The sequence below is a fragment of the Burkholderia sp. WSM2232 genome, from assembly GCF_000472545.1.
Classification (GTDB): Bacteria; Pseudomonadota; Gammaproteobacteria; order Burkholderiales; family Burkholderiaceae; genus Paraburkholderia.
This window is the reverse complement of the sequence record NZ_KI421432.1, coordinates 466,852-488,744: the sequence shown is the minus strand read 5'-3', so window position 1 is coordinate 488,744 and position 21,893 is coordinate 466,852. Positions and strand designations below refer to the sequence as shown.

The 21,893-nt window shown below is 61.8% G+C and carries 22 protein-coding genes; 10 read left to right on the top strand and 12 right to left on the bottom strand.

Going from position 1 to position 21,893, the window contains the following annotated elements; all coding sequences use genetic code 11:
• Positions 1-27: 27 nt before the first annotated feature.
• Genes F757_RS0132010 through F757_RS0131990 form a run of 5 tightly spaced genes read right to left on the bottom strand, consistent with a single transcriptional unit; the run spans position 28 to position 4,209 of the window.
• Positions 28-309 carry a DUF2160 domain-containing protein gene (locus F757_RS0132010; protein WP_027214912.1) on the bottom strand — a complete coding sequence of 94 codons (282 nt, stop codon included), beginning with the start codon at positions 307-309 and terminating at the stop codon, positions 28-30.
• Positions 309-1,121 (bottom strand): carbohydrate ABC transporter permease, encoded by an 813-nt coding sequence (locus F757_RS0132005; protein ID WP_013342309.1) that lies wholly within the window; start codon positions 1,119-1,121, stop codon positions 309-311. The genes F757_RS0132010 and F757_RS0132005 overlap by 1 nt, the downstream gene beginning before the upstream one ends.
• A complete protein-coding gene (locus F757_RS0132000) occupies positions 1,111-2,007 on the bottom strand; it encodes a carbohydrate ABC transporter permease (RefSeq protein ID WP_027214911.1) in 897 nt (298 codons plus the stop codon). The genes F757_RS0132005 and F757_RS0132000 overlap by 11 nt, the downstream gene beginning before the upstream one ends.
• The gene (locus F757_RS0131995) at positions 2,004-3,128 is read right to left on the bottom strand and encodes an ABC transporter ATP-binding protein (protein WP_027214910.1); all 1,125 of its coding nucleotides are present in this window, start codon (positions 3,126-3,128) and stop codon (positions 2,004-2,006) included. Before F757_RS0131995 ends, F757_RS0132000 begins: the two co-directional genes overlap by 4 nt.
• A complete protein-coding gene (locus F757_RS0131990; RefSeq protein WP_027214909.1) occupies positions 3,115-4,209 on the bottom strand; it encodes an ABC transporter ATP-binding protein in 1,095 nt (364 codons plus the stop codon). The genes F757_RS0131995 and F757_RS0131990 overlap by 14 nt, the downstream gene beginning before the upstream one ends.
• Here F757_RS0131990 and F757_RS0131985 point away from each other — a divergent pair.
• From F757_RS0131985 to F757_RS0131965, 5 genes are all read left to right on the top strand, one after another.
• A complete protein-coding gene (locus F757_RS0131985; protein WP_027214908.1) occupies positions 4,189-4,479 on the top strand; it encodes a hypothetical protein in 291 nt (96 codons plus the stop codon). The two genes, F757_RS0131990 and F757_RS0131985, sit on opposite strands and share 21 nt — an antisense overlap.
• Before the next feature lie 71 nt (positions 4,480-4,550).
• Positions 4,551-6,485: a putative bifunctional diguanylate cyclase/phosphodiesterase gene (locus F757_RS0131980; protein WP_027214907.1), complete on the top strand. Its 1,935-nt coding sequence runs from the start codon at positions 4,551-4,553 to the stop codon at positions 6,483-6,485.
• A gap of 52 nt (positions 6,486-6,537) precedes the next feature.
• Positions 6,538-6,957, top strand: a complete 420-nt coding sequence (locus F757_RS0131975; protein WP_027214906.1) for a hypothetical protein — start codon at positions 6,538-6,540, stop codon at positions 6,955-6,957.
• A 131-nt stretch (positions 6,958-7,088) separates the two neighbouring features.
• Positions 7,089-8,777, top strand: a complete 1,689-nt coding sequence (locus F757_RS0131970; RefSeq protein WP_027214905.1) for a purple acid phosphatase family protein — start codon at positions 7,089-7,091, stop codon at positions 8,775-8,777.
• 139 nt (positions 8,778-8,916) lie between these two features.
• Positions 8,917-9,357: a hypothetical protein gene (locus F757_RS0131965; RefSeq protein WP_013342316.1), complete on the top strand. Its 441-nt coding sequence runs from the start codon at positions 8,917-8,919 to the stop codon at positions 9,355-9,357.
• A gap of 158 nt (positions 9,358-9,515) precedes the next feature.
• On the opposite strand, the gene F757_RS0131960 is transcribed toward F757_RS0131965, so the two are convergent.
• The 3 genes from F757_RS0131960 to F757_RS0131950 form a co-directional block, all read right to left on the bottom strand.
• A complete protein-coding gene (locus tag F757_RS0131960) occupies positions 9,516-10,286 on the bottom strand; it encodes an enoyl-CoA hydratase (RefSeq protein ID WP_027214904.1) in 771 nt (256 codons plus the stop codon).
• The gene (locus F757_RS0131955; protein WP_027214903.1) at positions 10,283-11,449 is read right to left on the bottom strand and encodes a CaiB/BaiF CoA transferase family protein; all 1,167 of its coding nucleotides are present in this window, start codon (positions 11,447-11,449) and stop codon (positions 10,283-10,285) included. The genes F757_RS0131960 and F757_RS0131955 overlap by 4 nt, the downstream gene beginning before the upstream one ends.
• A gap of 129 nt (positions 11,450-11,578) precedes the next feature.
• Positions 11,579-12,466, bottom strand: a complete 888-nt coding sequence (locus F757_RS0131950; protein WP_027214902.1) for a LysR family transcriptional regulator — start codon at positions 12,464-12,466, stop codon at positions 11,579-11,581.
• A 245-nt stretch (positions 12,467-12,711) separates the two neighbouring features.
• Between F757_RS0131950 and F757_RS0131945 the strand changes: the two genes are divergently transcribed.
• The 4 genes from F757_RS0131945 (at position 12,712) to galU (ending at position 16,953) form a co-directional block, all read left to right on the top strand.
• On the top strand, positions 12,712-14,025 hold the full coding sequence (locus F757_RS0131945; RefSeq protein WP_027214901.1) for an MFS transporter: 1,314 nt from the start codon (positions 12,712-12,714) through the stop codon (positions 14,023-14,025).
• A 512-nt stretch (positions 14,026-14,537) separates the two neighbouring features.
• Positions 14,538-14,969, top strand: a complete 432-nt coding sequence (locus F757_RS0131940; protein ID WP_442856683.1) for a helix-turn-helix domain-containing protein — start codon at positions 14,538-14,540, stop codon at positions 14,967-14,969.
• Positions 14,962-15,876 carry a hypothetical protein gene (locus tag F757_RS0131935; RefSeq protein ID WP_027214899.1) on the top strand — a complete coding sequence of 305 codons (915 nt, stop codon included), beginning with the start codon at positions 14,962-14,964 and terminating at the stop codon, positions 15,874-15,876. Before F757_RS0131940 ends, F757_RS0131935 begins: the two co-directional genes overlap by 8 nt.
• 165 nt (positions 15,877-16,041) lie before the next feature.
• Positions 16,042-16,953 (top strand): UTP--glucose-1-phosphate uridylyltransferase GalU, encoded by a 912-nt coding sequence (gene galU, locus F757_RS0131930; RefSeq protein ID WP_027214898.1) that lies wholly within the window; start codon positions 16,042-16,044, stop codon positions 16,951-16,953.
• 12 nt (positions 16,954-16,965) lie between these two features.
• Here the strand turns inward: galU and F757_RS0131925 are convergent, their stop codons facing one another.
• The gene (locus tag F757_RS0131925; RefSeq protein ID WP_027214897.1) at positions 16,966-17,778 is read right to left on the bottom strand and encodes a hypothetical protein; all 813 of its coding nucleotides are present in this window, start codon (positions 17,776-17,778) and stop codon (positions 16,966-16,968) included.
• 345 nt (positions 17,779-18,123) lie between these two features.
• On the opposite strand from F757_RS0131925, the gene F757_RS0131920 reads away from it, so the two are divergent.
• Positions 18,124-18,417, top strand: a complete 294-nt coding sequence (locus tag F757_RS0131920) for a DUF1330 domain-containing protein (RefSeq protein WP_027214896.1) — start codon at positions 18,124-18,126, stop codon at positions 18,415-18,417.
• A 99-nt stretch (positions 18,418-18,516) separates the two neighbouring features.
• Here the strand turns inward: F757_RS0131920 and F757_RS0131915 are convergent, their stop codons facing one another.
• From F757_RS0131915 to F757_RS0131905, 3 genes are all read right to left on the bottom strand, one after another.
• Entirely contained in the window at positions 18,517-19,368 is an 852-nt protein-coding gene (locus F757_RS0131915; protein WP_027214895.1) for a carbohydrate ABC transporter permease, read from the bottom strand.
• Positions 19,365-20,255: a carbohydrate ABC transporter permease gene (locus tag F757_RS0131910; RefSeq protein WP_027214894.1), complete on the bottom strand. Its 891-nt coding sequence runs from the start codon at positions 20,253-20,255 to the stop codon at positions 19,365-19,367. Before F757_RS0131910 ends, F757_RS0131915 begins: the two co-directional genes overlap by 4 nt.
• A gap of 192 nt (positions 20,256-20,447) precedes the next feature.
• Positions 20,448-21,680, bottom strand: coding sequence for an ABC transporter substrate-binding protein (locus tag F757_RS0131905; protein ID WP_027214893.1), 1,233 nt, complete (start codon positions 21,678-21,680; stop codon positions 20,448-20,450).
• Positions 21,681-21,893: the final 213 nt, after the last annotated feature.

The following is a 21,893-nucleotide window of genomic DNA, read 5'->3' as shown; positions in this document are numbered from 1 at the left end:
GCGAGTGCTCATTGCGTGTGTCTGTTTTTAGCCTTTCCACATGATTGCGAGCAGAACCACGAGCGAGGCCAGGAAGCCGGGCCACGAATTCGAGCCTTCGGCGCTAATGCCGATCCAGGCGAGATTCACATATGCGGCCGCGAGCAGGCCGATGAAGAGGCGATCGCCGCGTGTCGTCGCGATCGGCAGAAAGCCCTTGCGTTCGTGCGTCGGCGAGCGCAGTTCCCATGCCGTCATGCCGGCCAGCATCACGACGATGCAGACGAAGAAAATCGCCACCTCGGGCGTCCAGTACATCCACGTGAACATCAGACTCTCCCCATCGCGAAGCCCTTCGCGATGTAGTTGCGCACGAAGTAGATCACCAGCGCGCCGGGAACAATGGTGAGCACGCCCGCCGCCGACAGCACGCCCCAGTCCATGCCCGCCGCCGACACCGTGCGGGTCATGACCGCCGCAATTGGCTTGGCGTTCACGGAGGTGAGCGTGCGGGCGAGCAGCAGCTCGACCCAGCTGAACATGAAGCAGAAGAACGCCGTGACGCCGACGCCCGACTTGATGAGCGGTAGAAAGATCTTCACGAAGAATGCCGGGAACGTATAGCCGTCGATATACGCCGTTTCGTCGATTTCGCGCGACACGCCCGACATGAAACCTTCGAGAATCCACACCGCAAGCGGCACGTTGAACAGCATGTGTGCAAGCGCAACCGCGATATACGTGTCGGTCAAACCCACGCTCGAATAGAGCTGGAAAAAAGGCAGCAGGAACACGGCCGGCGGCGTCATACGGTTCGTGAGCAGCCAGAAGAACATGTGCTTGTCGCCGAGAAAACGGTAGCGCGAGAACGCATACGCCGCAGGCAACGCGACCAGCACCGACATCACCGTGTTCATCAGCACGTAGATGATCGAGTTGATATAGCCCCAGTACCACGACGGGTCCGTGAAGATGATCCTGTAGTTCTCGAATGTCACGTGCTGCGGCAGCGTGGCGAATGTCGACATGGTTTCTTCATTCGTGCGCAGCGAGATCGACAGCATCCAGTAAAGCGGAATCAGCGCGAACGCCATGTAGACCACGAGAACCAGGGTGCGCATCCAGCGGCGCTTATCCTGCATGTTCTTCTCCTTGCGCAGCGGGGCCGCCTTTGCCGACGCGGCTCATCCAGTTATAGAGAATGAAGCACAGCAGCAAAATGATGAGGAAATAGATCAGCGAGAAAGCCGCAGCCGGGCCGAGGTCGAATTGGCCGACCGCTTTTTGTGTCAGGTACTGGCTCAGAAAGGTTGTGGAATCGCCCGGGCCACCGCCCGTCAGCACGAACGGTTCGGTGTAGATCATGAAGCTGTCCATGAATCTCAGCAGCACGGCGATCATCAGCACGCCGCGCATTTTCGGCAATTCGATGTAGCGGAACACGGCGAAGCGGCTCGCGCCGTCGATTTCGGCAGCCTGATAAAACGCATCGGGAATTGCGCGCAAGCCGGCGTAGCAAAGCAGCGCGACGAGCGGTGTCCAGTGCCAGATGTCCATCACGAGCACGGTGACCCATGCGGCCGTAGGGCTTGCGGTGTAGTTGTAGTCAAAGCCGAGGCTGTTGAGCCAGTATCCGAGCAGGCCGATATCGGGGCGTCCAAAAATCTGCCAGATCGTGCCGACCACGTTCCATGGAATCAGCAAGGGCATCGCAAGCACCACGAGCGCCGCCGACGCGCGCCAGCCCGAAGCCGGCATGGAAAGCGCGAGACCCACGCCCAACGGAATCTCGAACAGCAGCACGCACGCGGAAAAGATGATCTGCCTGCCGAGCGCGTCGCGCAGGTCGGGATCGGTCATGATGTTGCGAAACCATTCGGTGCCAACAAACACATGCTGTGTGGGACTGATGATGTCCTGCACCGAATAGTTGACGACGGTCATCAGCGGCAGGATCGCGGAAAACGCCACGCAGATGAACACGGGCACGACAAGGAGCCACGCTTTCTGATTGACGGGCTTGTTCATCGCGCGACCCCTTCGGAGATGCGTGTGCCGATTCTTTCGTCGTTGCAGAAGAACACCGTTTCGGGCGCGGCCACGCGCAGCCAGGCGGGGCCGTCTACTACGCGCAGATGCGGTTCCAGCTTCGCGTTAAAGATGTGGCCGTCGCATTGCGCGGTGACGAGCTGATAGTTGCCAAGCTGCTGCGCGCGCAGTACCTGAACCTGCACGGCGCCCGCTTCCCGTTCGCTTGCAAGCCGCACGAACTCGGGACGAATGCCCAAGGTCAGCGCGCCGTTCGCGTGTGCATGTGCGTCCTTGAGCGTCGTGAGCGTGGCGGTGTCGAGCGCGAGGCGTTGTGAGCCGATTCGCGCGCCTTCGGCATCCAGTTCGAGCGGACAGAGGTTCATGCCCGGGCTGCCGATGAAGTAGCCGACAAACGCATGGTCCGGCCGCAGAAACAGCGCGTCGGCACCACCCTTCTGAACGATGCGGCCGTTGGTCATGACCACGACTTCATCGGCGAAGGTGAGGGCCTCGACCTGGTCGTGCGTGACGTAGATGAGCGTGAGCTTGAGCTGCTGATGGATCTTCTTCAACTGCCGGCGCAGCATCCATTTCATGGCCGGGTCGATCACGGTGAGCGGTTCGTCGAACAGAATTGCCGCAACGTCCTGGCGCACGAGGCCGCGACCCAGCGATATCTTTTGCTTCGCGTCCGCTGCGAGATTGCTGGCCTTGTGGGGGAGCTCGCGTGTCATATCGAGAATCTCAGCCACTTCGTGCACGCGCTTTTTCACTTCCGTTGCCGGCATCTTGCGGTTGCGCAGCGGAAACGCAAGGTTGTCGAACACGCTCATCGTGTCGTAGATCACGGGGAACTGGAACACCTGGGCGATGTTGCGCTCGCGTGCGCTCAGCGCGGTCACGTCGCGCCCGTCGAACAGCACCTTGCCCTCCGACGGTTTGACGAGACCCGAGACAATATTCAACAGCGTGGTCTTGCCGCAACCCGACGGCCCGAGCAGCGCATAAGCGCCGCCGTCTTCCCACACCATGCTCATGGGTTGCAGCGCGTAATCGTCCAGCGTCGCGGGATTCGGCCGATACGCGTGGGCGAGATCGTGGAATTCAATGCGCGCCATAAGCGGCCTCCGGGCTGGACACCAGCTTTGTATCCGCGCCGAACACAAAGAGTTCGTCCGGGTCGATGAAAACGTCGAGGCGAGTGCCGAGTTCGATCTGATGCACGCCCTGCAACTGCGCAACCAGGTCAATGCTGCCTGTCAGCGTGCGCAGGTGCAGATAGGTTTCGGAGCCGCTCAGTTCGGCCAGTTCGAGACGGCATGGAATGGCCACCGCGTTGGCGGACTTCGCCTGAAGACGCAGATGTCCCGGCCGGATGCCGATGCGGCACTTGCCGTTTGCCGTGGTGCTCGTGCGGACAGGAACCTCGATGCCGACAGGCAGACGCGCGCTGCCGTTTCCGCTCAGCTCGCTCGTCAGCATGTTCATGGGCGGGTCGTTGAAGACGGCTGCGGCGTCCACGTTGACGGGCGCGTTGTAGACGTCGAGCGTGGGACCGAATTGCAGCACGCGGCCTTTATCCACGACTGCGGTATGGCCGCCGAGCAGCAGCGCTTCGAGTGGCTCCGTGGTTGCGTACACCACGGTCGTCTTGCCGTCCGCAAAAAGCGTTGCCAGCTCCATGCGCAGTTCCTCGCGCAGTTTGTAGTCGAGGTTCACGAGCGGTTCGTCGAGCAGCACCAGTGAGGTGCGCTTGACGAGGGCCCGCGCGAGCGCGCAGCGCTGCTGTTGACCGCCCGAGAGTTCGTTCGGCCGCCGCTCGAGCAGATGCTCGATATGCAGTTTGGCCGCGACTTCGAGCACACGCCGGCGGATTTCGGCGGAGTCGGTCTTCTGCAACCGGAGCGGCGAGGCGATGTTCTCGAAGACGGTCATCGCCGGGTAATTGATGAACTGCTGATAGACCATGGCCAGGTTGCGCTGGCGCACGCTGACGCCTGTCACGTCCTGACCGTCGGCCAGCACGCGGCCCGAATTCGGTCTGTCCAGGCCGGCCATGACGCGCATGAGCGTTGTCTTGCCCGCCTGCGTCGGACCCAGCAGCACATTGATGGCGCCTGGGACAAGACGCAAATCCACGCCGTATAGATACGGTTGCCCGCCAGAAACGACACTGACTTGCTCCAGTTCCAGGACCAAATTGCTCTCCTTTCAGGCGCGCGGGACACCGGCCGCAAAGCCGGGCTTTACGGCGATATCGATTGGTTGCACTTGGATTACACGCAGCAGACAGAATTTCCCTTTTGTTGGTTTGCGTTTAAATCGGGGTTAACCTTACGAAAGGGGAAAATAGAGAACCTCGTCGACACGGGTTTCCGTAAGGGCTCGGCACAACCGTTTGCTGTCGCGCCTGTGCTCAACAATTGGGAAGGCGATAGCCGCCACCGTATGGCCGAATTAACCTTCTGAACAGTGTTTACGTAATAATCGGGACACACGCTGCCGGCTGCGATCCCTTCACCAACAAAAATGCGTAGGTCATGGCTTTTAGTGAACCAAGGTCTCCATTTTTCAGGTGGATCGTCTCGTCCGCTCAGAACCTGAGCGCTGAGAACCGGCAGATACTTCTCGCCAATCTGTTCACGCGCACGGCATCAATTGTTTTTGCGTCGGTATGCGAAATCAGTGTCTGCGTGACCGCTTACTACCTGCACCCGAGCCTGCTGTACGCCACATGGACGGGCGCCGTGGTCGCGTTGCTGACGGTGCGTCTGGCGCTGATCTGGGCATGCCGCAGCCGTAGTGCGCGCAATCTGCCTACTCCTACCTCGGCGTTCCTGTTGGCGAGCATTCTCTGGAGCGCGCTGTTTGGCTTCGGCGCGCTCTTGTGCAACGTCAGCGCGGACCCCACGCTCTTTCTGCTGGGCAATGTGTGCGCGGTCGGCGTTGTCGGCGGACTCGCGGGACGTAATGCGGCCACGCCGCGGCTCGTGTTGCTGCAGATTTTCTTTATTCTCGGCCTGCTCGGCGTGGGCGCGGCGCTTTCGCCAGGTTCGGGCAAACTGGTGCTGCTGTTTCAGGCGCCGTTTTGCGCGGCCGGTTTCCTGACCGTGGCGCTGCGCAGCAATCGCGACACCGTGGCCTTGCTGCTCGCACGCGAAACCAGCCAGCGCCTCGCGCATCACGACAGCCTTACCGGATTGCCGAATCGTGCACGCATCAACGAATTGCTGCTTGAGCGCACAGCGCTCAGCGCTTCGCAACGCGACAAATTGTTCGCTGTTCTACTGATCGACCTGGACGGCTTCAAGGCCATTAACGATAGTCTGGGGCACGCCGCCGGCGACCAGATTCTTCAGGAAGCCGCGCTTCGCCTACTTGACGCAATACCGGCCACCGATATTGTCGGGCGCCTCGCCGGCGATGAATTCGTGGTGATTTCAGAAGCGCCCGACCCGTCTCGCGACGTGCGGCTGCTCGCGGACAGCATCGTCAAGACACTGGCGCGGCCATTTTCGCTGAGCGAAGCGCTCGTGCATATCGGCGCGAGCGTAGGTGTCGCGCTGTATCCGGAGCATGCGTCGACCGGGCCGCAGCTGCTGATCTGCGCCGACCGTGCGCTATACGCGGTCAAGCGCAGCGGCAAGAGCGCCTACGCGATTTTCGACGCCGAACAGCATGTCTCCGACGAAAGCCTGAGCCTGTTGCGCAGCGACCTCGAAGGTGCGTTGCGCACGTTCGGCGGCTTGCGCATGGAGTATCAGCCGATTGTGGACCTCGCAAGCGGCGTCGTGACGGGCCGCGAAGCGCTGATTCGCTGGACGCATCCGACGCGTGGCGAACTCTCGCCGTCCGCGTTCATTCCCACGGCGGAGCGCACCGGCCTGATACTCGCGCTCGGCGAGTGGGCGTTGCTGCAGTCATGCAAGGAAGCCGTGATGTGGCGCGACAAGGTGCCGGTTGCGGTCAACGTGTCGCCGGTGCAGTTGCGCGAGGAAATGTTTGCGTCGATCGTGGCGGGCGTGCTTCGCAAAACGCGCCTGCCGCCCGAGCGCCTGAACATAGAAGTGACCGAGACAGTGTTGCTTAACGACGACGTGGTGACCCGGCGCAACATCTCGCGGCTACGTGCATTGGGCATCGGTCTCGCGCTCGACGATTTCGGCACCGGCTTCTCGACGATGTCCACGCTCGTGCGCTTTACGTTCGACAAGCTGAAAATCGACAGTTCGTTTGTCAAGGAGTCCGTACATCGGCGCGAGTCCGCAGCAGTGGTGCGTGGAATCGTTGCATTGGCACGCGAAATAGGCATGCCGACCACTGCGGAAGGCATCGAAACGCAGGAACAACTCGATTTCGTGCGGCGCTCGGGCTGCACCCATGCACAAGGCTTTTTGCTCGGCAGGCCGGTGCAGGGCAGCGAAATCGCGCGCATCGAAGAGCAGTTGCCCGCTCAGTCCGTGAACCAGGCATAAGCGGTCAGCCGCTTCGGCCCGATACACGACTCACATCGACTGGGAGCAACACGTGGACTCGACCTTGAAATTCCAGCTTCGGCTCACCGTCGCGCCGGAATTGGCAGATGTGCTGCGCGCCGATGCGTCCGGCGCCGGGCACCAGGAGCTTCAACGGATATTGCATCGGCATGACGCGAGCGTGAAGTGCCAGTACGACGCGTTCGCGGACTACGTGAGCGAGGCGGAGCGCGTCGGCATCCAGCAGTATCCGCTTTACCAGTGGACGCGCGACACGATTGAAAATCCGCAAAAGAAGGCGAAGTACTTGCGTTCGTTTACGGTCTACGTAAAGGGCGAACAGATTTACGAAAAGCATACGGCCGATGCGATGGAGACCGAACTATTGAAGCTCGTGAACGAACACGGCATTCAAGGCGTCTCGAAGTTCGATACCGATCCCGCCAACAACCCGCAGCCGCGGCAGTCTTAGTCGCGGGGTCGTTAGCGCCCGGTCGTTGGCGCGTGGCGCTCGGCGTTTGGCCTTTTCATTCAACTGTCACCGTTTCGCGACTAGGATCGCTGGTCAAAAGCCGCCAGTTCTTCCTACCCACAAACACTGACATGTCGAATACAAAAAACGCTAAGGCCTCGCCAGCCGATGAGGGCGCTACCATCGTTTCGCGTCGCGGGTTTCTGAAATTCGCCGGCGCATCGGGTCTGGCCGGCGCGGCCAATGCACTGTCGACGGCGCGCGCCGCGAGCGGCACGGCGGACGGCACGCCCGAGCAGATCCATCTGACCTGGGGCAACGATCCCACGAGCGAAGTGACCGTGTCATGGGCGTCGCTCGCGGCGGCCGTCAAGCCGCATCTGCGCGTGGGCCGCCCGGGCGGCCAGAAGCACATCGTGCATGGCGTGCAGACTACCTACACCGACGGCCTGAACGGTGAGGTCGTGTTCAACTATCATGCGCGTTTGGGTGGTCTCGAGCCGGATACGAACTACGAGTACGAGGTCACGGCCGAAAACGACAGCCACGCGGCGCAGCCCTTTACCGGCCGCTTTCGCACAGCGCCGCACGGCCGCGCGCCGTTTCGCTGGACTAGCTATGGCGATCTCGCGACACCGAACACCGGCTGGGTTCTGTCCTCGCCGCAAAGCCGCTTTGCGGTGCAGGCGGTGGAGCGTTTCCAGCCGCTGTTTCATCTGCTCAACGGCGACCTGTGCTATGCCAATCTGAACCCCACGCACCAGCCGCAGGTGTGGCGCGACTTCGGCAACAACTGCCAGAGCTCGGCGGCGAATCGTCCGTGGATGCCGTGCCCGGGCAACCATGAAATCGAATTCCACAACGGCGAGCAAGGGTTCGCATCGTATCTCGCGCGCTATGCGCTGCCCGACAATCACACGCATTTTCAGGGGCGCTGGTACAGCTTCCGCGTGAGTTCGGTACTGTTCATTTCGCTCGATGCCGACGACGTCGTCTATCAGGACGCCGCCGCGTTCGTGGCCGGACCCAATCCGCTCGTGCCGGCGGCCAGCACCGGCAATCCGCCGATCCAGCCGGGCACGTCCTTCTATGTGCGCGGCTACACCGGCGGCGAACAGACGCGCTGGCTCGAAAAGACGCTGCGCCACGCGGCGGGCGACGACGACATCGACTGGATCGTCGTGCAGATGCATCAGGACGCGCTCAGTTCGTCGAAGACGGGCAACGGCTCGGATAAAGGCATCCGCGAGGCGTGGCTGCCGCTGTTCGACCGCTACGGCGTGGACCTCGTGCTGTGCGGCCACGACCACGACTACGAGCGCAGCTACCCGGTTCGCGGCTGCAATCATCACAAGGGCACCGACATTGCAACGGGCCAGCCGGTCGATACCTTGCAGCCGAAGCCGGTCATGTCCGCCATTTCTGCGGGCGCGTCCACCTTCGACACTAGCCAGGGCACGATCCACCTGATTCTCGGCGGCGGCGGCACGAGCGCGCCGCTTGACGTGTATGGCGTGGATGCGGGCACCGGTTTGCCGCAAGCGCGCATCTTCACGCGGCCCAATCGTCCGGTGGCGGGCACGACGGCGGGCACCTTCGTGCGGGCAGGTGCCGATGCCGTGGAAGACGCGATCTGGTCCGCGCAACGCGATACAGGCACGGGCTACGGCATTGCCGTGTTCGATCACGACCCCGGCCACGCGGGCGGCGAGACCACCATCACGATGAACTACTACCACGCTCCCGGTGCGGATCAAACGCCGACCGCGAACTACGAACTGTTCGAAACGATCCAGTTGAAGAAGAAGCGCAGGCGCTGAGCGCGGGGGCATCAAGAGGTAAAAATGACGGCGCTATCATTTGTTACACGTCTTACCGGTAAGCCGTGCCACAGTTACAGAGGGCTTTCAAGCCTCCGGTTATACTCGGCGCCGTCTCATAAAAAATCAAAGACCTTTTATGTCCAGGAAAATCCTCCAGATTGTGGCTGTGGCGGCGCTCGCAAGCGCGGCTTCCTTGTCGGCGGTTGCCGGCGACCTGAATAACGCGCTCGGCGGCGGCCTGGGCGGCGTCGCGGGCGCCGCGCTGGGTGGCGCGGTCGGCGGCAGCACCGGCGCCGTGATTGGCGGCGCAGTGGGCGGTGGTGCGGGCGGCGCGGTGACGTCGAACCGCCGGGAGCGCACCGGTGCGATTATCGGCGGCGCGCTGGGCGGCGGCGCGGGCACCGCGGCCGGCAATGCAATGGGCGGCCGTGGCGGCGGCCTGGTCGGCGCAGCCTTGGGCGGCGGCGCAGGCGCGGCGCTCGGCGGCAACATCTCGCGCTCGAACTCGTATGCCGACGACTATTCGCGTGGCTACCGTTCGGGCAAGAAGCGTCACAAGCATCGCCACTACGATTAAGTAGTCGCGCGGCGGCGGGGACGTCAAGAACGTCGCCACAAAAGCTGCCCCGAGGCACGCAAAAGAGTGCGCGAGGCCCGATGCGCCGCGTGAGCGGCGCATCTATCGGTCGGTGCGACGAATGCGGCTTTCTCAGTTCATCTGCTTCAGATAGCCGTTCAGTCGCGGGATCGGCGGCTCGTAAACGCCGCTACAGCTTCCCGGAAACGACTGCTGCCATACACGGCTTCGATCAGGTCTTCGTCGTCGAGCCGTTGTTCGATCACGATGCGTCGCAGGCTTTCCTTCACCGCCTGCTGCGTCACCGGCGAGAGCGCCATCAATCGTTGCGCGAGTGTGTGCGCCGCATCATGCAATGCCGCGCGGTCGCAAACCTCCTGCACGTAGCCGCACCCAAGCGCTTCTTCAGCCGTCAGATAGTCGGCGAGCATCAGCATCTTCTTGACACGCGGTGTGCCGAAGGCCGCTTGAAGCCGCGCGATGTTGCGCGACGACAGCGTATTCGAGAGCGTCTTTGCAATCGGCGCGCCAAAGCGCGAGGCGTCCGTGCAAACGCGGAAATCGCACGCCGTGGCGAGCGCGAGACCGCCGCCCACGGCCCAGCCGTCGATCACCGCAATAGTCGGCACGGCGATCCGCTCGACGGTGTCTATCACGCGCTCCACGAACGCTTCGTACGCAACGCCGTCACGCCCATCGCGGAAGTCCTCGAAATAACCAATGTCCGTGCCGGAGATGAAAGACTTGCCGCCCGCACCGCGCAAGAGAATGCAGCGGACGTCGCGATTCGCTTCACACTGCGCGACGTGCGCGAGCAACGACTCGTACATATCGAGCGTCATCGCGTTATGCCGCTCGGCCCGGTCTATCAGAATTTCGGCCGCGCCTGACGCATGCACCGTAAGACGAACCTGTTGCGCTTCACTCATGACGCGGCTCCGTTGACTTCCGCGAAGATTTCGTCGTTGTGCTCGCCGAGCAGCGGCGGATGCCGGCGCACGGTGGGCGGCGTGCCGAGCAGTTTGACCGGAAAGCCGATGTTCTTCACCTTGCCTTCGTTCGGGTGATCGATTTCCATGCACATGTTGCGATGCAGGGCGTGTTCGCTTGAAAATGCTTCGGGATACGAAAGAATCGGCCCTGCGGGAATGCCTGCCGCAAGCAGCACGTCGACCCATTCCGCGCTGTCGCGCTTGCCGAATTCCTGCTCCAGCGCCTCGATCATTGCCTCGCGATTTTTCAGGCGCAGCGACACGCTCGCGTAATCGGCATGCTCGAGCAGGTCGCGGCGATCCAGCACCTCGCATAACCGTGTCCACAGCTTCTGGTTCGTCGCGCCCATCACGAAGTATGCGTCGCGCGCCTTCACGGCCTGGTAGGGCGCGCTCATCTTGTTGCTTGTGCCAAGCGGCGTCGGCGGCACGCCCGTGCCCCAGTAGTCGGACATGTCCCAGATCGAGAAGGCCATGATCGAATCGAATAGCGACGCGTCGATATGCTGGCCTTCGCCGCTTTTCTGCGCGCCGATGTAAGCGGAGAGCACCCCGTACACGGCAAACAGCGCGCAGCCGATATCCGCAACAGGCACGCCCGCTTTCACCGGCTTGCCGCCTTTGTAGCCCGTCACGCTCATTACGCCCGACATGGCCTGCGCCATCAGATCGAAGCCGGGCCGCGACGCCCACGGCCCGCTTTGCCCAAAGCCGGAAATGCTCGCATAGACAATCTTCGGATTGATCGCCTTGATGGATTCGTAATCGATTCGCAAACGCTGCACGACGCCGGGTCGATAGTTCTCGACGATCACGTCCGCTGTTTTCGCGAGCTTGTAGAACATCTCGCGCCCTTCGTCGCTCTTCAGATCGAGTGTGACCGAGCGCTTGTTACGGTTCAGGTTCAGAAAGCCCATGCTGTCCGGGCCTTTCATCTTGAAGCCCATTGAACTGCGCGTCTGGTCGCCTTCGGGCGGCTCGACCTTGACGACGTCCGCGCCCAGGTCGGCGAGCATCATGCAGGCGAACGGGCCCGCCATGACCTGGCTCACATCGAGCACGCGTATGCCTTGCAGCGGTAGATGCGGTGATTGGGTCATGGCGGGCTTGCTCCTCGGTCGGGTGGTCGTGTGGTGACTCCACTGTCGCCGAGTTGCGGGACGCGCGGCAAGGATCGCGGCGTCATGCCTGGTTTCGCGATTGGCGAAACCACGTACCCAGGTTGCGCGCTAGCGTCCGGCGAGCAATGCTTCCACGACGTTGCGCAGAGTTTGTTCCTGAGCGTGTCCCTCGATGCAGGACAAGACGTAATGGCGACTTGCCCAGTCTCCGTCCAGCTCGACTGACGCGAGCGCTGCCTCGGGGCGGAAGCTCTGCAACACAGCGGGCGGCATAAGGCCGACGCCAAGTCCGTGACGCACCATGGCCAGCATGGTGTCGAAGCCGCTCACCGTGAGGTTGTTCGCAAACAGCCGGCCGCGGCTGCGATATGCGCGCTCCACGGCTGACAGCACCGCCGAGCCCTTCCCGAGACTCACGATGGGAACGTCGAGAAGATCGTCGATGCTGATCGGCGCAGCACCGAATTCGAAATGCGCGCGGCTATGAACAAGCACTAGCCGGTCCTCCCTGTACGCGAATTTCTCCAGGTCGAGAAAGCCGCTTTTCTTCTCGTAGATGCCCACGTCGATCACTTTGTCGCGCAGCAGTTGCTGCACGATCCTGCTGTTTTCTTCGACGATTTTCAGCGCGATACGCGGGTACTTCTGCTGGATGGCCGCGATCTCGCGAGCCAGAAACTGAATCACCACTGCCTTCGGGGCGCCAATGATGATTCGTCCTTCAAGGCCGTGATTGAGCGCCTCGGCGTCGCCTTCCATGCGGTCGATCAGGTTGTCGATCTGCCGGACGTATTCGAGCAGCCTGCCCCCCGACTCGGTGAGCTCCGCCCCATGTGGCACGCGTCTGAAGAGCTTCGCGCCGAGTTGTTCTTCGAGGTCCGACACGCGTCGCGAGGCCGCCGCGACTGCCAGGCTCAGCTTGTCGGCGGCTCGCGAAATGCTGCCTTCCTCGGCTATCGCGAGAATCAGGCGGACGGTTGTCGTGTCGAATTTCACTTCGTCTCCCATGAGTATTGGACGGTGCATCGGGGCATGCGTCGCCCGATAGTTTAGTGCGCGGCCGCCATACACCCGCCGTCACGATAACGAAAACGCTATCGGCACATGCGGTTTCGACATTGGAGGTCTCGCGCTCGCGTCCGTACACTTGTCGTTCAGTACATGCATACAAGTGCCGGTGCGCTGCACGGTGCGTATCGGCAAGGACGAATGGCCATCTCGGCCACCTGGACGGAGACATGATGGACAAGCCCACTGGTTCGCTCACGGCCGCCGCGGTGCGGCCGGCTCGCTTCAATTTTCGCTGGCACGTGCTGATCTGGCTGCTGATTGGCGGAATCATCAACTACATGGACCGCGCGAGTCTTTCCATTGCCGCGCCGGGCATGATTCAGGAACTCGGTTTGACGCGCACGCAAATCGGTTTGCTGGGGAGTGTCTTTGCGTGGACCTATGCGGTCATGCAATTGCCGGCCGGCTGGGTGATCGACCGCTTCGGCGCGAAGCGCGCTTATGCACTCGCAATGATCTGGTGGAGCGTCGCCACCTGGCTCACCGGCGTGGTCGGCTCTCTGTCCGGGCTGATCGTCATGCGGGCATTGCTTGCCGTCGGCGAGGCGCCATGCTGGCCGACATCCGCGAAAATTACCGCGGCGTGGTTTCCGGCAAAGGAGCGCGGCTTCGCTACCGGCGTGTGGGATTCGTCATCCAAGTGGGGACCGGCCATCGCGCCTGCCGTGCTGGTCGCGCTGATGGTGGCGTTTGGCTGGCGCTCTCTCTTTCATGTGACGGGGGCATTTGGCATTGCATTCGCGCTGCTGTTCCTGATGTTGTATCGCAATCCGGCGCAGAGCAAGCGCCTTTCTCAAGACGAACGCGAGTACATCGAGGCGGGCGGCGGCGGCCATGAAAGATCTTTGGCCGATTCGTCGCTGCGGTGGCGATCGCTTTTCACGCGACGCAGCGTGTGGGGCATGATTCTCGGCTACTTCTGCACCATCTGGCTGTGGAATATCTTTCTTGTGTTCCTGCCGCTCTATCTGCTCGACCGCTTTCACATCTCGTTTGCGCAGCTTGGCGTGTACGCGGGCATTCCTTGGGTTGGCGGCGCGCTCGGTGAGATTGCCGTGGGCTACCTTGCGAAGAAGATGGTGGACCGCCAGTTCGCTTCGCCGATTGATGCCAAGCGCCTGTTGATTGCGTGCTGCGCGGTGGGAGCGGCTGCATGCGCTATCGCACTGCCGTTCACGCACGCGCTGAATGTGACGCTCGCGCTCTTCACGGTAGGGCTCGCATTTATCGCGGCGGTGATCGGATCTGCGTGGGCGCTTGCAGCCGACATCGCACCTTCGTCGATGATCGCCTCCGTCAGCGCGATCCAGAACTTCGGCGGCTATTTCGGCGGGGCGTTCTCGCCGGTCGTGGCCGGCTTCATCGTGGACCGTACCGGTTCGTACGCGCTTGCCTTCATCTCGGGCGGCGCGATTGCCGGATGCGCCGCGATCTTCTACTGGTTCATGGCTCGCAAACCCATTGTCGATGACGCGCTTGCGTGAGCCGCATTGCGAAAAAAAAGCCTGCCGCCCGAGGGAACGGCAGGCCGAAAGTCGAGGGACGGGGTAGTCCTGAGATAGCGATCCCTCGAAGACCGGAAGCGAGTTTAGCCGCGCAAATCGCTCATTGCGAAGGCGCGGCCGTTTTACCCAAGCTCTTGGCCGAACGCGACAATCCGGTGCATCGCGCAACGGTATAAAAGCTTCGCAATACAGACGAATACGCGCGATGAGTAGTCGTCGACTACGCAACCTTGCGTGCCTGCCGACGCGGCATATCTCTCGGCAGCTACGACGTGACTGCCATCGCCGTGCCGCTCGCTACCGCATGCTGCGAACCTTCCTCTTGAACCTTCCCCACGCACTTGGTCGCATCCGCCAATAGGTGGATGCAATCGGACACCTTGAAATTGGGCGCGAAAGGTAGCGCCTATGATGCACTGCAGAAAAAGCGGATTTCGCCATGTTGCAGGGGCAGCGATATGAATTGTGCGTGCGATCTAGTTGGGACCGGAATGACGGCGCGAAGGGGCGAGGGATTTGAAGCGCCCGAGTTGCAAGCGAGCGAGCCGATTCGCGCGGCCGCTCAGCAACTGCGCGTGGGCGTGGAAGGGCGCGTGTCAATCGCCGCAGTCGCGCGTGGTGCGGCCATGAGCGAGCGCAATTTTCTGCGGCGCTTCAAGAAGGAAATTGGCGTGACGCCTACCGAATTCGTGTTGCGTCTGCGGCTTCTGAAAGCCTGCGATATGTTGATTCAAACCGAGTTGCCCGCGGACAAGATCGCGCGCCGCACAGGACTTAGCAGTGGCGACCGGCTTGCCAAGCTGTTCAAGCGGCATCTTGCGATGACGCCTACCGGATACCGTCATTCGGAGCGCGAGCGTCTGGCCGACACTACGTCAGGGAATCCGCGCGGCATCGCGGAAGGCGAGGCCCGCGATGACTGATCTGCATCGTTTGCTCAACGACGCCCAGCTGACTTCGCTGCTAAGCCGTCTCGGCGTGCGGCCAGGCGAATCGCGCGATGGTGCAATGCCGATTTGCCTCGTTGCGTCCATCTTCAACGTGAGGCAGATCGAGGCCGCCTACGAACGTTCGCTCGGAGCCACCGTGCGGCGCGCGGTGCTCGAGCGCGCACGCCAGCTCGTTGCGGTGGAAGGCGGCATGGTTGCACGTAGCGGCGATCACATTCTGTTTGCTTTCGACGCCGGCTCGCAGGCCGAGTTGCTGAGCGGCGCCTTGCCGATGCGCGAAGCGGGTCTGCCGGATCGCATTGTCGAAGCACTCGGCGGTGCCCCCGTGTATGGAGACAGCGGGATCGTTTACCCGGCCATTTCGGTGCGCGTCGCCGGTTATGGCGACGAGCCATTCGACATAGATGCGGTCGGCATGGCTTCGCTTTTGCCGGGACGGCTGCCGGGTTGGCGCGAACAATATCAAGGCGACATGGCTACGGCTATCGCGTTGTTTCGCGCGATGGACGAGGGGCGGCTTGCAGTCGAGCTCTCGCCATCGGGGCAGGGCGCGAACGCTCAGGCCACCGGTTACTTTGCGCTCACGCTGACCGAGCGCATCGGCGGCAAGACCAGACCGCTGGGCGCGGCGCTGGACGCCCTCGAGCGTCTTGGCCTGACGCGCCGTCTGGACCGATGGGTTATCCATAGCCTGCGCGAGCGGCTGGTTCTCGATTCGTCGATCAAGGTCAAGCTGAATACGTCGATAGACGGCATGCCGCCCGAGGCGTGGCGTCTGCGCGTGATGAACGCGTTGCTGCTGTCGCCGCAAACCGCGTCGCGGGTGAGCATCGACACCGCTAATACAGCGGCGTTGCCAAAGCAGCGCGGCGCTGCCTGATGATGCGCAGCATGGCCTGAAGGCGAGTGCGCGTGTCGATTCATCCGCTGTTCGCTTCTGCTGATGCAAGCGAATCGCGTAACGCGAGAGCGGGCGACGGCAAGCGACGGACACCAACCGCAAGCGGCGCAAATCCGCAGGCATTCAATGTCAATGGGGTCGATTATGTTGAAAGTGACAAAGGCTGTGTTTCCGGTAGCGGGATTGGGCACGCGGTTTCTGCCCGCGACGAAGGCAAGCCCGAAGGAGATGCTGCCGGTTGTCGACAAGCCGCTGATTCAGTACGCAGTGGAAGAGGCGATTGCAGCCGGCATCACGGAAATGATCTTCGTGACAGGCCGAAGCAAGCGTGCCATTGAAGACCACTTCGACAAGTCGTATGAGATCGAAGCGGAACTCGAAGCGCGCGGCAAGCAGAAGCTGCTGGAACTCGTGCGCGGCATCAAACCGGCAAACGTCGACTGTTTTTACGTACGCCAGGCCGACGCGCTGGGTCTGGGCCACGCCGTGCTATGCGCGGAGAAACTGGTGGGCAACGAGCCGTTTGCCGTGATTCTCGCCGACGACCTGTTGTACGGCGAACCGCCTGTGCTCACGCAAATGGTGGATGTGTTCAATCATTACCATAGCTCGGTGATCGGCGTCGAAACCATTGCACGCGAGCACAGCAGTTCCTATGGCGTGGTGGGCGGCCGCGAATGGGACGACGGCTTGCTGAAGGTGTCGACAATCGTCGAGAAGCCCGCGCCGAAAGATGCGCCATCGAATCTCGGCGTGGTGGGGCGCTACATTCTGACGCCCGCGATCTTCCGGCATATCCGCAATCTTTCGCCGGGCGCGGGCGGCGAGTATCAGCTTACCGACGCGCTGCAAGCGTTGCTCGCAAACGAGCAGGTGCTCGCGCACCGCTATGCGGGCACACGCTTCGATTGCGGCAGCAAGATCGGCTATCTGAAAGCGACCGTCGAGTTCGCGCTGCGGCATCCGGAAGTGGCGCAGGAGTTCGACGCGTATCTGCGCGAGCAGCTCGCCTCGCGCATGCTCTATCCGGACGCCGTCGATCTCGCAACGGTGTGACGCAGTGCGCGTCTATTGCGTGCCAGGCTGCTTTTGCACGCCAGATGCGGGCGCCACGCGCGCCGACTCCTTGACCAGTTGGTCGGTCATTGCAGCCGCCACAGGGTTCGTACTGCGACGACTGAGGTCGACCGGGTCGGTGGGAGGCGGAGGAGGCAACGACGGATCGAGTTTCGCCGACTCACGCACGAGCAGTTCGGTCATCATCGCGCCCACATCGCTCGAGCCGCGACGACGCAGATCTTCATGGCCGCGCGAATCTTCGGCGTGCTGTGAAGCTCTGGACCTTGCGTAAGAGCGTTGGGATGGCGGTTGCGACGGCTGCTGTTGAGCTTGTGCCTGCGCTTGTACCTGCGGCTGCTGCGCAGGCTGCACGGACTGCACCGGCTGCGCCACTTGCGGAACGTGAGAAACCTGCGGAAGCTGCGTCTGCGTTTGCATGTCCGCGGCGGGTGCATTCGCGAGGCCGTTGACAGGCGCTGCCGGTACGGCGGGCGCCACAGGCATGGCCGGCTGCGTTGCAACCGCCGGTGCCGCAGAAGGCGGCCGCACGTCCACGCGGCTCGTCTTCGTGCCGCTTTGCGCGCTGCTGGTATTCGCGTTGGGATTGGCAGCCGCAGCCATGTCGGGCGACGTCGGACGCACGATGCTACCCGCAATGACATGATTTTCGGCTGGGCGAGAATTGCTGCCGTCAGGGGCGCTCAGCACCGCTTCGGGTGCTGCCGCCGACTTCTTTTCCTCGCGCGGGTAGAGCAAATAGGCGCAGATCACGAGGTCCGCCAGCACGAGGCCGACGATCAGCGTCTTTCCGGTATTGGTCATATCTAAACTAAAGCTTCATTGCAAAGGCACGGGTCCATGATAAACGACGACTCGTTGCCTGACCGTGAACGGCAGGTCGCTGCGTTTCAAACGCGAACGGTCGACCGTCGACACACCGCGTGAATCGTAAGAAGAGTTTCTATAGAACTGACGGGTTTGTCATCCGCGGCGGTTCAACGTTTTGGGCCATCTTTTTCGGCCAGGTGGCGCAATCCGCAGGGGTCAATCCCGGACGAACCGGCCCGCCGGGTCGACGGACACTGGCCGGATTGGCCGTGGCTGCCCTCGCGCAATCTCTGTTACGCTCCTGCTTCTCTCATGACCATCAACCACGAGGAGCGTCAAATGAGCAAGGGGTATTGGGTAACCACGTATCGCAAGATCAACGATGCGTCGAAGCTGGCGGCCTATGGCCAATTGGCTGCACCGGCAGTAACGGCCGCCGGCGGCAAGTTTCTCGTGCGCGGCGTCGCCGACGAAGTGCGTGAGCAGGGCCTGAAGGAGCGGACGGTGGTGATCGAGTTCCCGTCGTACGAAGAAGCGGTCGCCGCGTATGACAGCGACGCCTACAAAAAAGCGCTGGCAGTGTTGGGCGACGCGGCAGAGCGCGATCTGCGCATTGTCCGCGGCGCGCAATAACGGGACAAAGGCTGTTCGAGGTCAGCGCCCCATGCGCTGACTGCAATAACGGCCGCGACAGCGCTGAAGCTGCCCACCGTCAGCGCTGTGCGCTTGAAACTACTTTACTGCACCAAGCGCCAGACCCTTCACCAGATACCGCTGCAACCACGCGAATACCACCGAAACCGGCAACGTCGCGCAAAGGGTCGCGGCCATCACCAGATGCCACTGCACAACATACTTGCCGGCGACCATATCGGTCACCTGCACGGTAAGCGTCTTGTTCTCGGGCGAGCGGATCAGCGTGTAGACCACCGCGAATTCATTCCACGCGTTGATGAACGTGAATATCGCGGTGACCACAATGGCGGGCACGGCAAGCGGCAGAAACACCTTGAAAACCGCCCGGGTTCGTCCGCATCCTTCCAGCCATGCTGATTCCTCCAGATCGCGCGGCACCGTTTGAAAATACGAAGACAGCATCCAGACAGCGAAGGCGATGTTGAAGGCCGCATACGAAACGATCACGCCAATTTTCGAGTCGACGAGATTGCCGTCGCCATAAGGAATCATCGCGGCGAGGCGGAACAGGCCGACAACCAGCAGAATTGGCGAGAGCATCTGCGTGACGAGCAGGAACTGGCGATACGTTCCGCGCCCCCGAAACGGAAAGCGCGCCAATGCATAAGCGGCGGGCAAGCTGACCGCGAGCGCGAGGAGCGTGGAGAGCAGACTGATAACCGTGCTGTTGCGCAGCGCCACGCCGAAATTGGCGGCTTGCCACATGTCGGCGAAGTTGCTCCACTGCCAATGCACCGGCAGCCAGCGCGCGGGATAAACGAAAATCTCAGAAGCCGGTTTCAGTGCGGTGAACAGCATGACCGCGAACGGAAACAGCACCACCACCACCAACGGCGACAAGGCAATCCAGCACCACAGCGAGCGTCTGGCTTTCGCGCTGAGCGTCACGACGGTTCTCCTTCTTTGGCCGGCTGCAGGCGCAAGTACGCCATCGAAAAAACGAACAGCATGACGAGCATGATCAGCGACACTGCGGCTGCCTCGCCCGGTCGGCCGAGCCTGAAGCCGAGTTCGTATAGGTAGGTGACGAGAATATGCGTGCTGTTGTCGGGGCCGCCCTGCGTCATGACCCAGATAATCGGAAACGAGTTGAACACGTAGATCACGTTCAACAGAATGGCCATATTGATGAAGGGCCGCAGCAATGGCAGCGTCAGCTTGCGAAACTGCTGCCATGCGCTCGCGCCGTCAATGCGCGCCGCTTCGTAGATGTCGCCGGGCACCGAAGACAGGCCGCCTAACAGAATAGTCACGGTGAACGGAATCGACACCAGCACGCCCACTGCGATTTCCACGGGAAACGCGAGCTCAGGCGTTGCCAGCCAGTGAATCGGACCGCCAATCAAACCGAGGCGTTCAAGCGTGACGTTGACCATGCCGTAGTCGTCGTTGAACGCCCAGCGCCAGACCACCGCGGTCATGGTCAGCGAAACGGACCACGGCAGCATGACGATGGTTCGTGCGACGCCGCGCCCGTAGAAGTCCTGATTCAGCACCAATGCGACCGGCACCGAAATCCCGACCGTACCGCCGACCACGAACACCGTCCACACAATCGTACGACGCGCGGCCGCCACGAACGTGGGGTCGCCGAAGATCGAATAGAAGTTCTGCAAGCCACTGAAGTCGCGAATCGCGCCGAAACGCGACACCTCGTGCAGCGATTGCCACACGATGTTGAAAATCGGATAGCTGATGATGAAAAGCGCCAGCACAAGGCTCGGCGCAATCAGCAGCCAGGGCGCTTGCAGACGTGAAGAAGCGGAACGGCTCATACGTGCTCGATCGTGAGACGCGCCCGCATGAGGCGTGCAGGCGCGTCGGAATGGGCCGGTTAGTCGGAGGCAGCCAGCGTGAGGGCCGATTGCGCGCCGCGCTCGTTGCCGCGGCGGAAATTGCAATCAGGGCGGCGCAACTGCCGTGCAGCGGTGAGCGCAAGGTCAGCGCAGGTCAGCGCGCCGCGTGCATCAATGGCCCAACGACTTGTTGGCCTGGCTGGCCGCCGCATTCAGCGCATCTGCCGGTTTCGCCTTGCCCAGATAAATGGACTGCATAGCGTCGGTCACGGCTTTGGCCGTGTCTTCCCAGCCCGTCACGGTAGGCGCGAAGCGGGCGGTGGGCAGCAAGGCAACGAATGCTTTGGTATCCGGATCATTGAACGCCGGATCGGTGGATTCCGCCTTGGTGGTCGGCAAGAAGCCTTCTGTGGTCGTGAACTCGACGCGCGGTTCCTTCGTGAACAGATAGTCGAGGAACTTCCACGCGGACTTCTTCACTTTCGAGTTCTTGAACATCACGATCGAATCCGTGACCGCATAGGTGGCGTGCGTGCTGCCCATCGGAATAGGATCGATGCCGTACTTGAGATTGGGTGCTTCCTTCTTGATCTGCTTTGCAAGGAACGGCGCGGAAATCATCATTGCCACGCGGCCCTGCTTGAACAGATTCTGCACGTCTTCACGGCTATAGCCGGTCACGCCCGGCTGCGTCAGGCCCTGGTCGATCAGCGATTTATACAGCGTGGCCGCCTTCACGCCCGCTGGCGAATTGAACGCCGCCTTGTTGTCCTTGCCGACCACCTCGCCGCCGTTGGTCCACAGCGCGTAGTAGTAGTACACGTCTGTTTCGATTTCCTTGCCTTGCAGACCGAAGCCGGCAACGCCTTGCGCCTTCAGTTTCTTCGACGCCTCGATCACATCGTTCCAGGTTTTCGGACCATCCGGATAGCCGGCCTTGGCGAGCAGGTCCTTGTTGTAGTACAGCGCACGCGCCGATGCTGCAATGGGCAGGCCATAGACCTTGCCGTTAATCTCGCCGGGCGCGAGGAACGGACCGATGAAACGTCCTTTGAAATTGGCGTCCATGTAGCCGTCGAGCGGTTCGGCCACGTCGTCCTTCACAAAGTCGAGCAGCCAGCGCGTGCCGACAATCGCGAGGTCTGCGTTAGCGTTGCCGGAAATGTCGGTCTGCAGCTTCTGCTGCAGCGTGTCCCAGTTCACGTCTTCGATCTTGATGGTGGTGCCGGGATTGGCCTTCTCGAAGTTGCGCGCCATCTTTTCGAAGTACGGAGCGGTTGCGTCGCTGTAGTGCGCAACGGTCACGCGGACCGTGTCGGCATGAGCCGCTACGGCGATACCTGCAAACGCGAGCGCCACGGCGACTTTGCCGAGCGCGAGGGAAGCACGGGCATGCAACGACATTTCTCTCTCCTGAACAGGTTCGCTGCCGTCGCCGGCCGCTGTGTGTTGAATTGTTTGAAAAAATCCTACACGGCTAAAAATGGGTTGTCACGTAGGGTCTGCGATATTTTTAACCGCGCGGGTTTGTGCATAAGATGCCCGTAAAACAGGGAGATTCTCAGTGCGCGCTGCCTGCCTGTTGCCCACTATGCGGGACACGGGCCGGTGGCTACC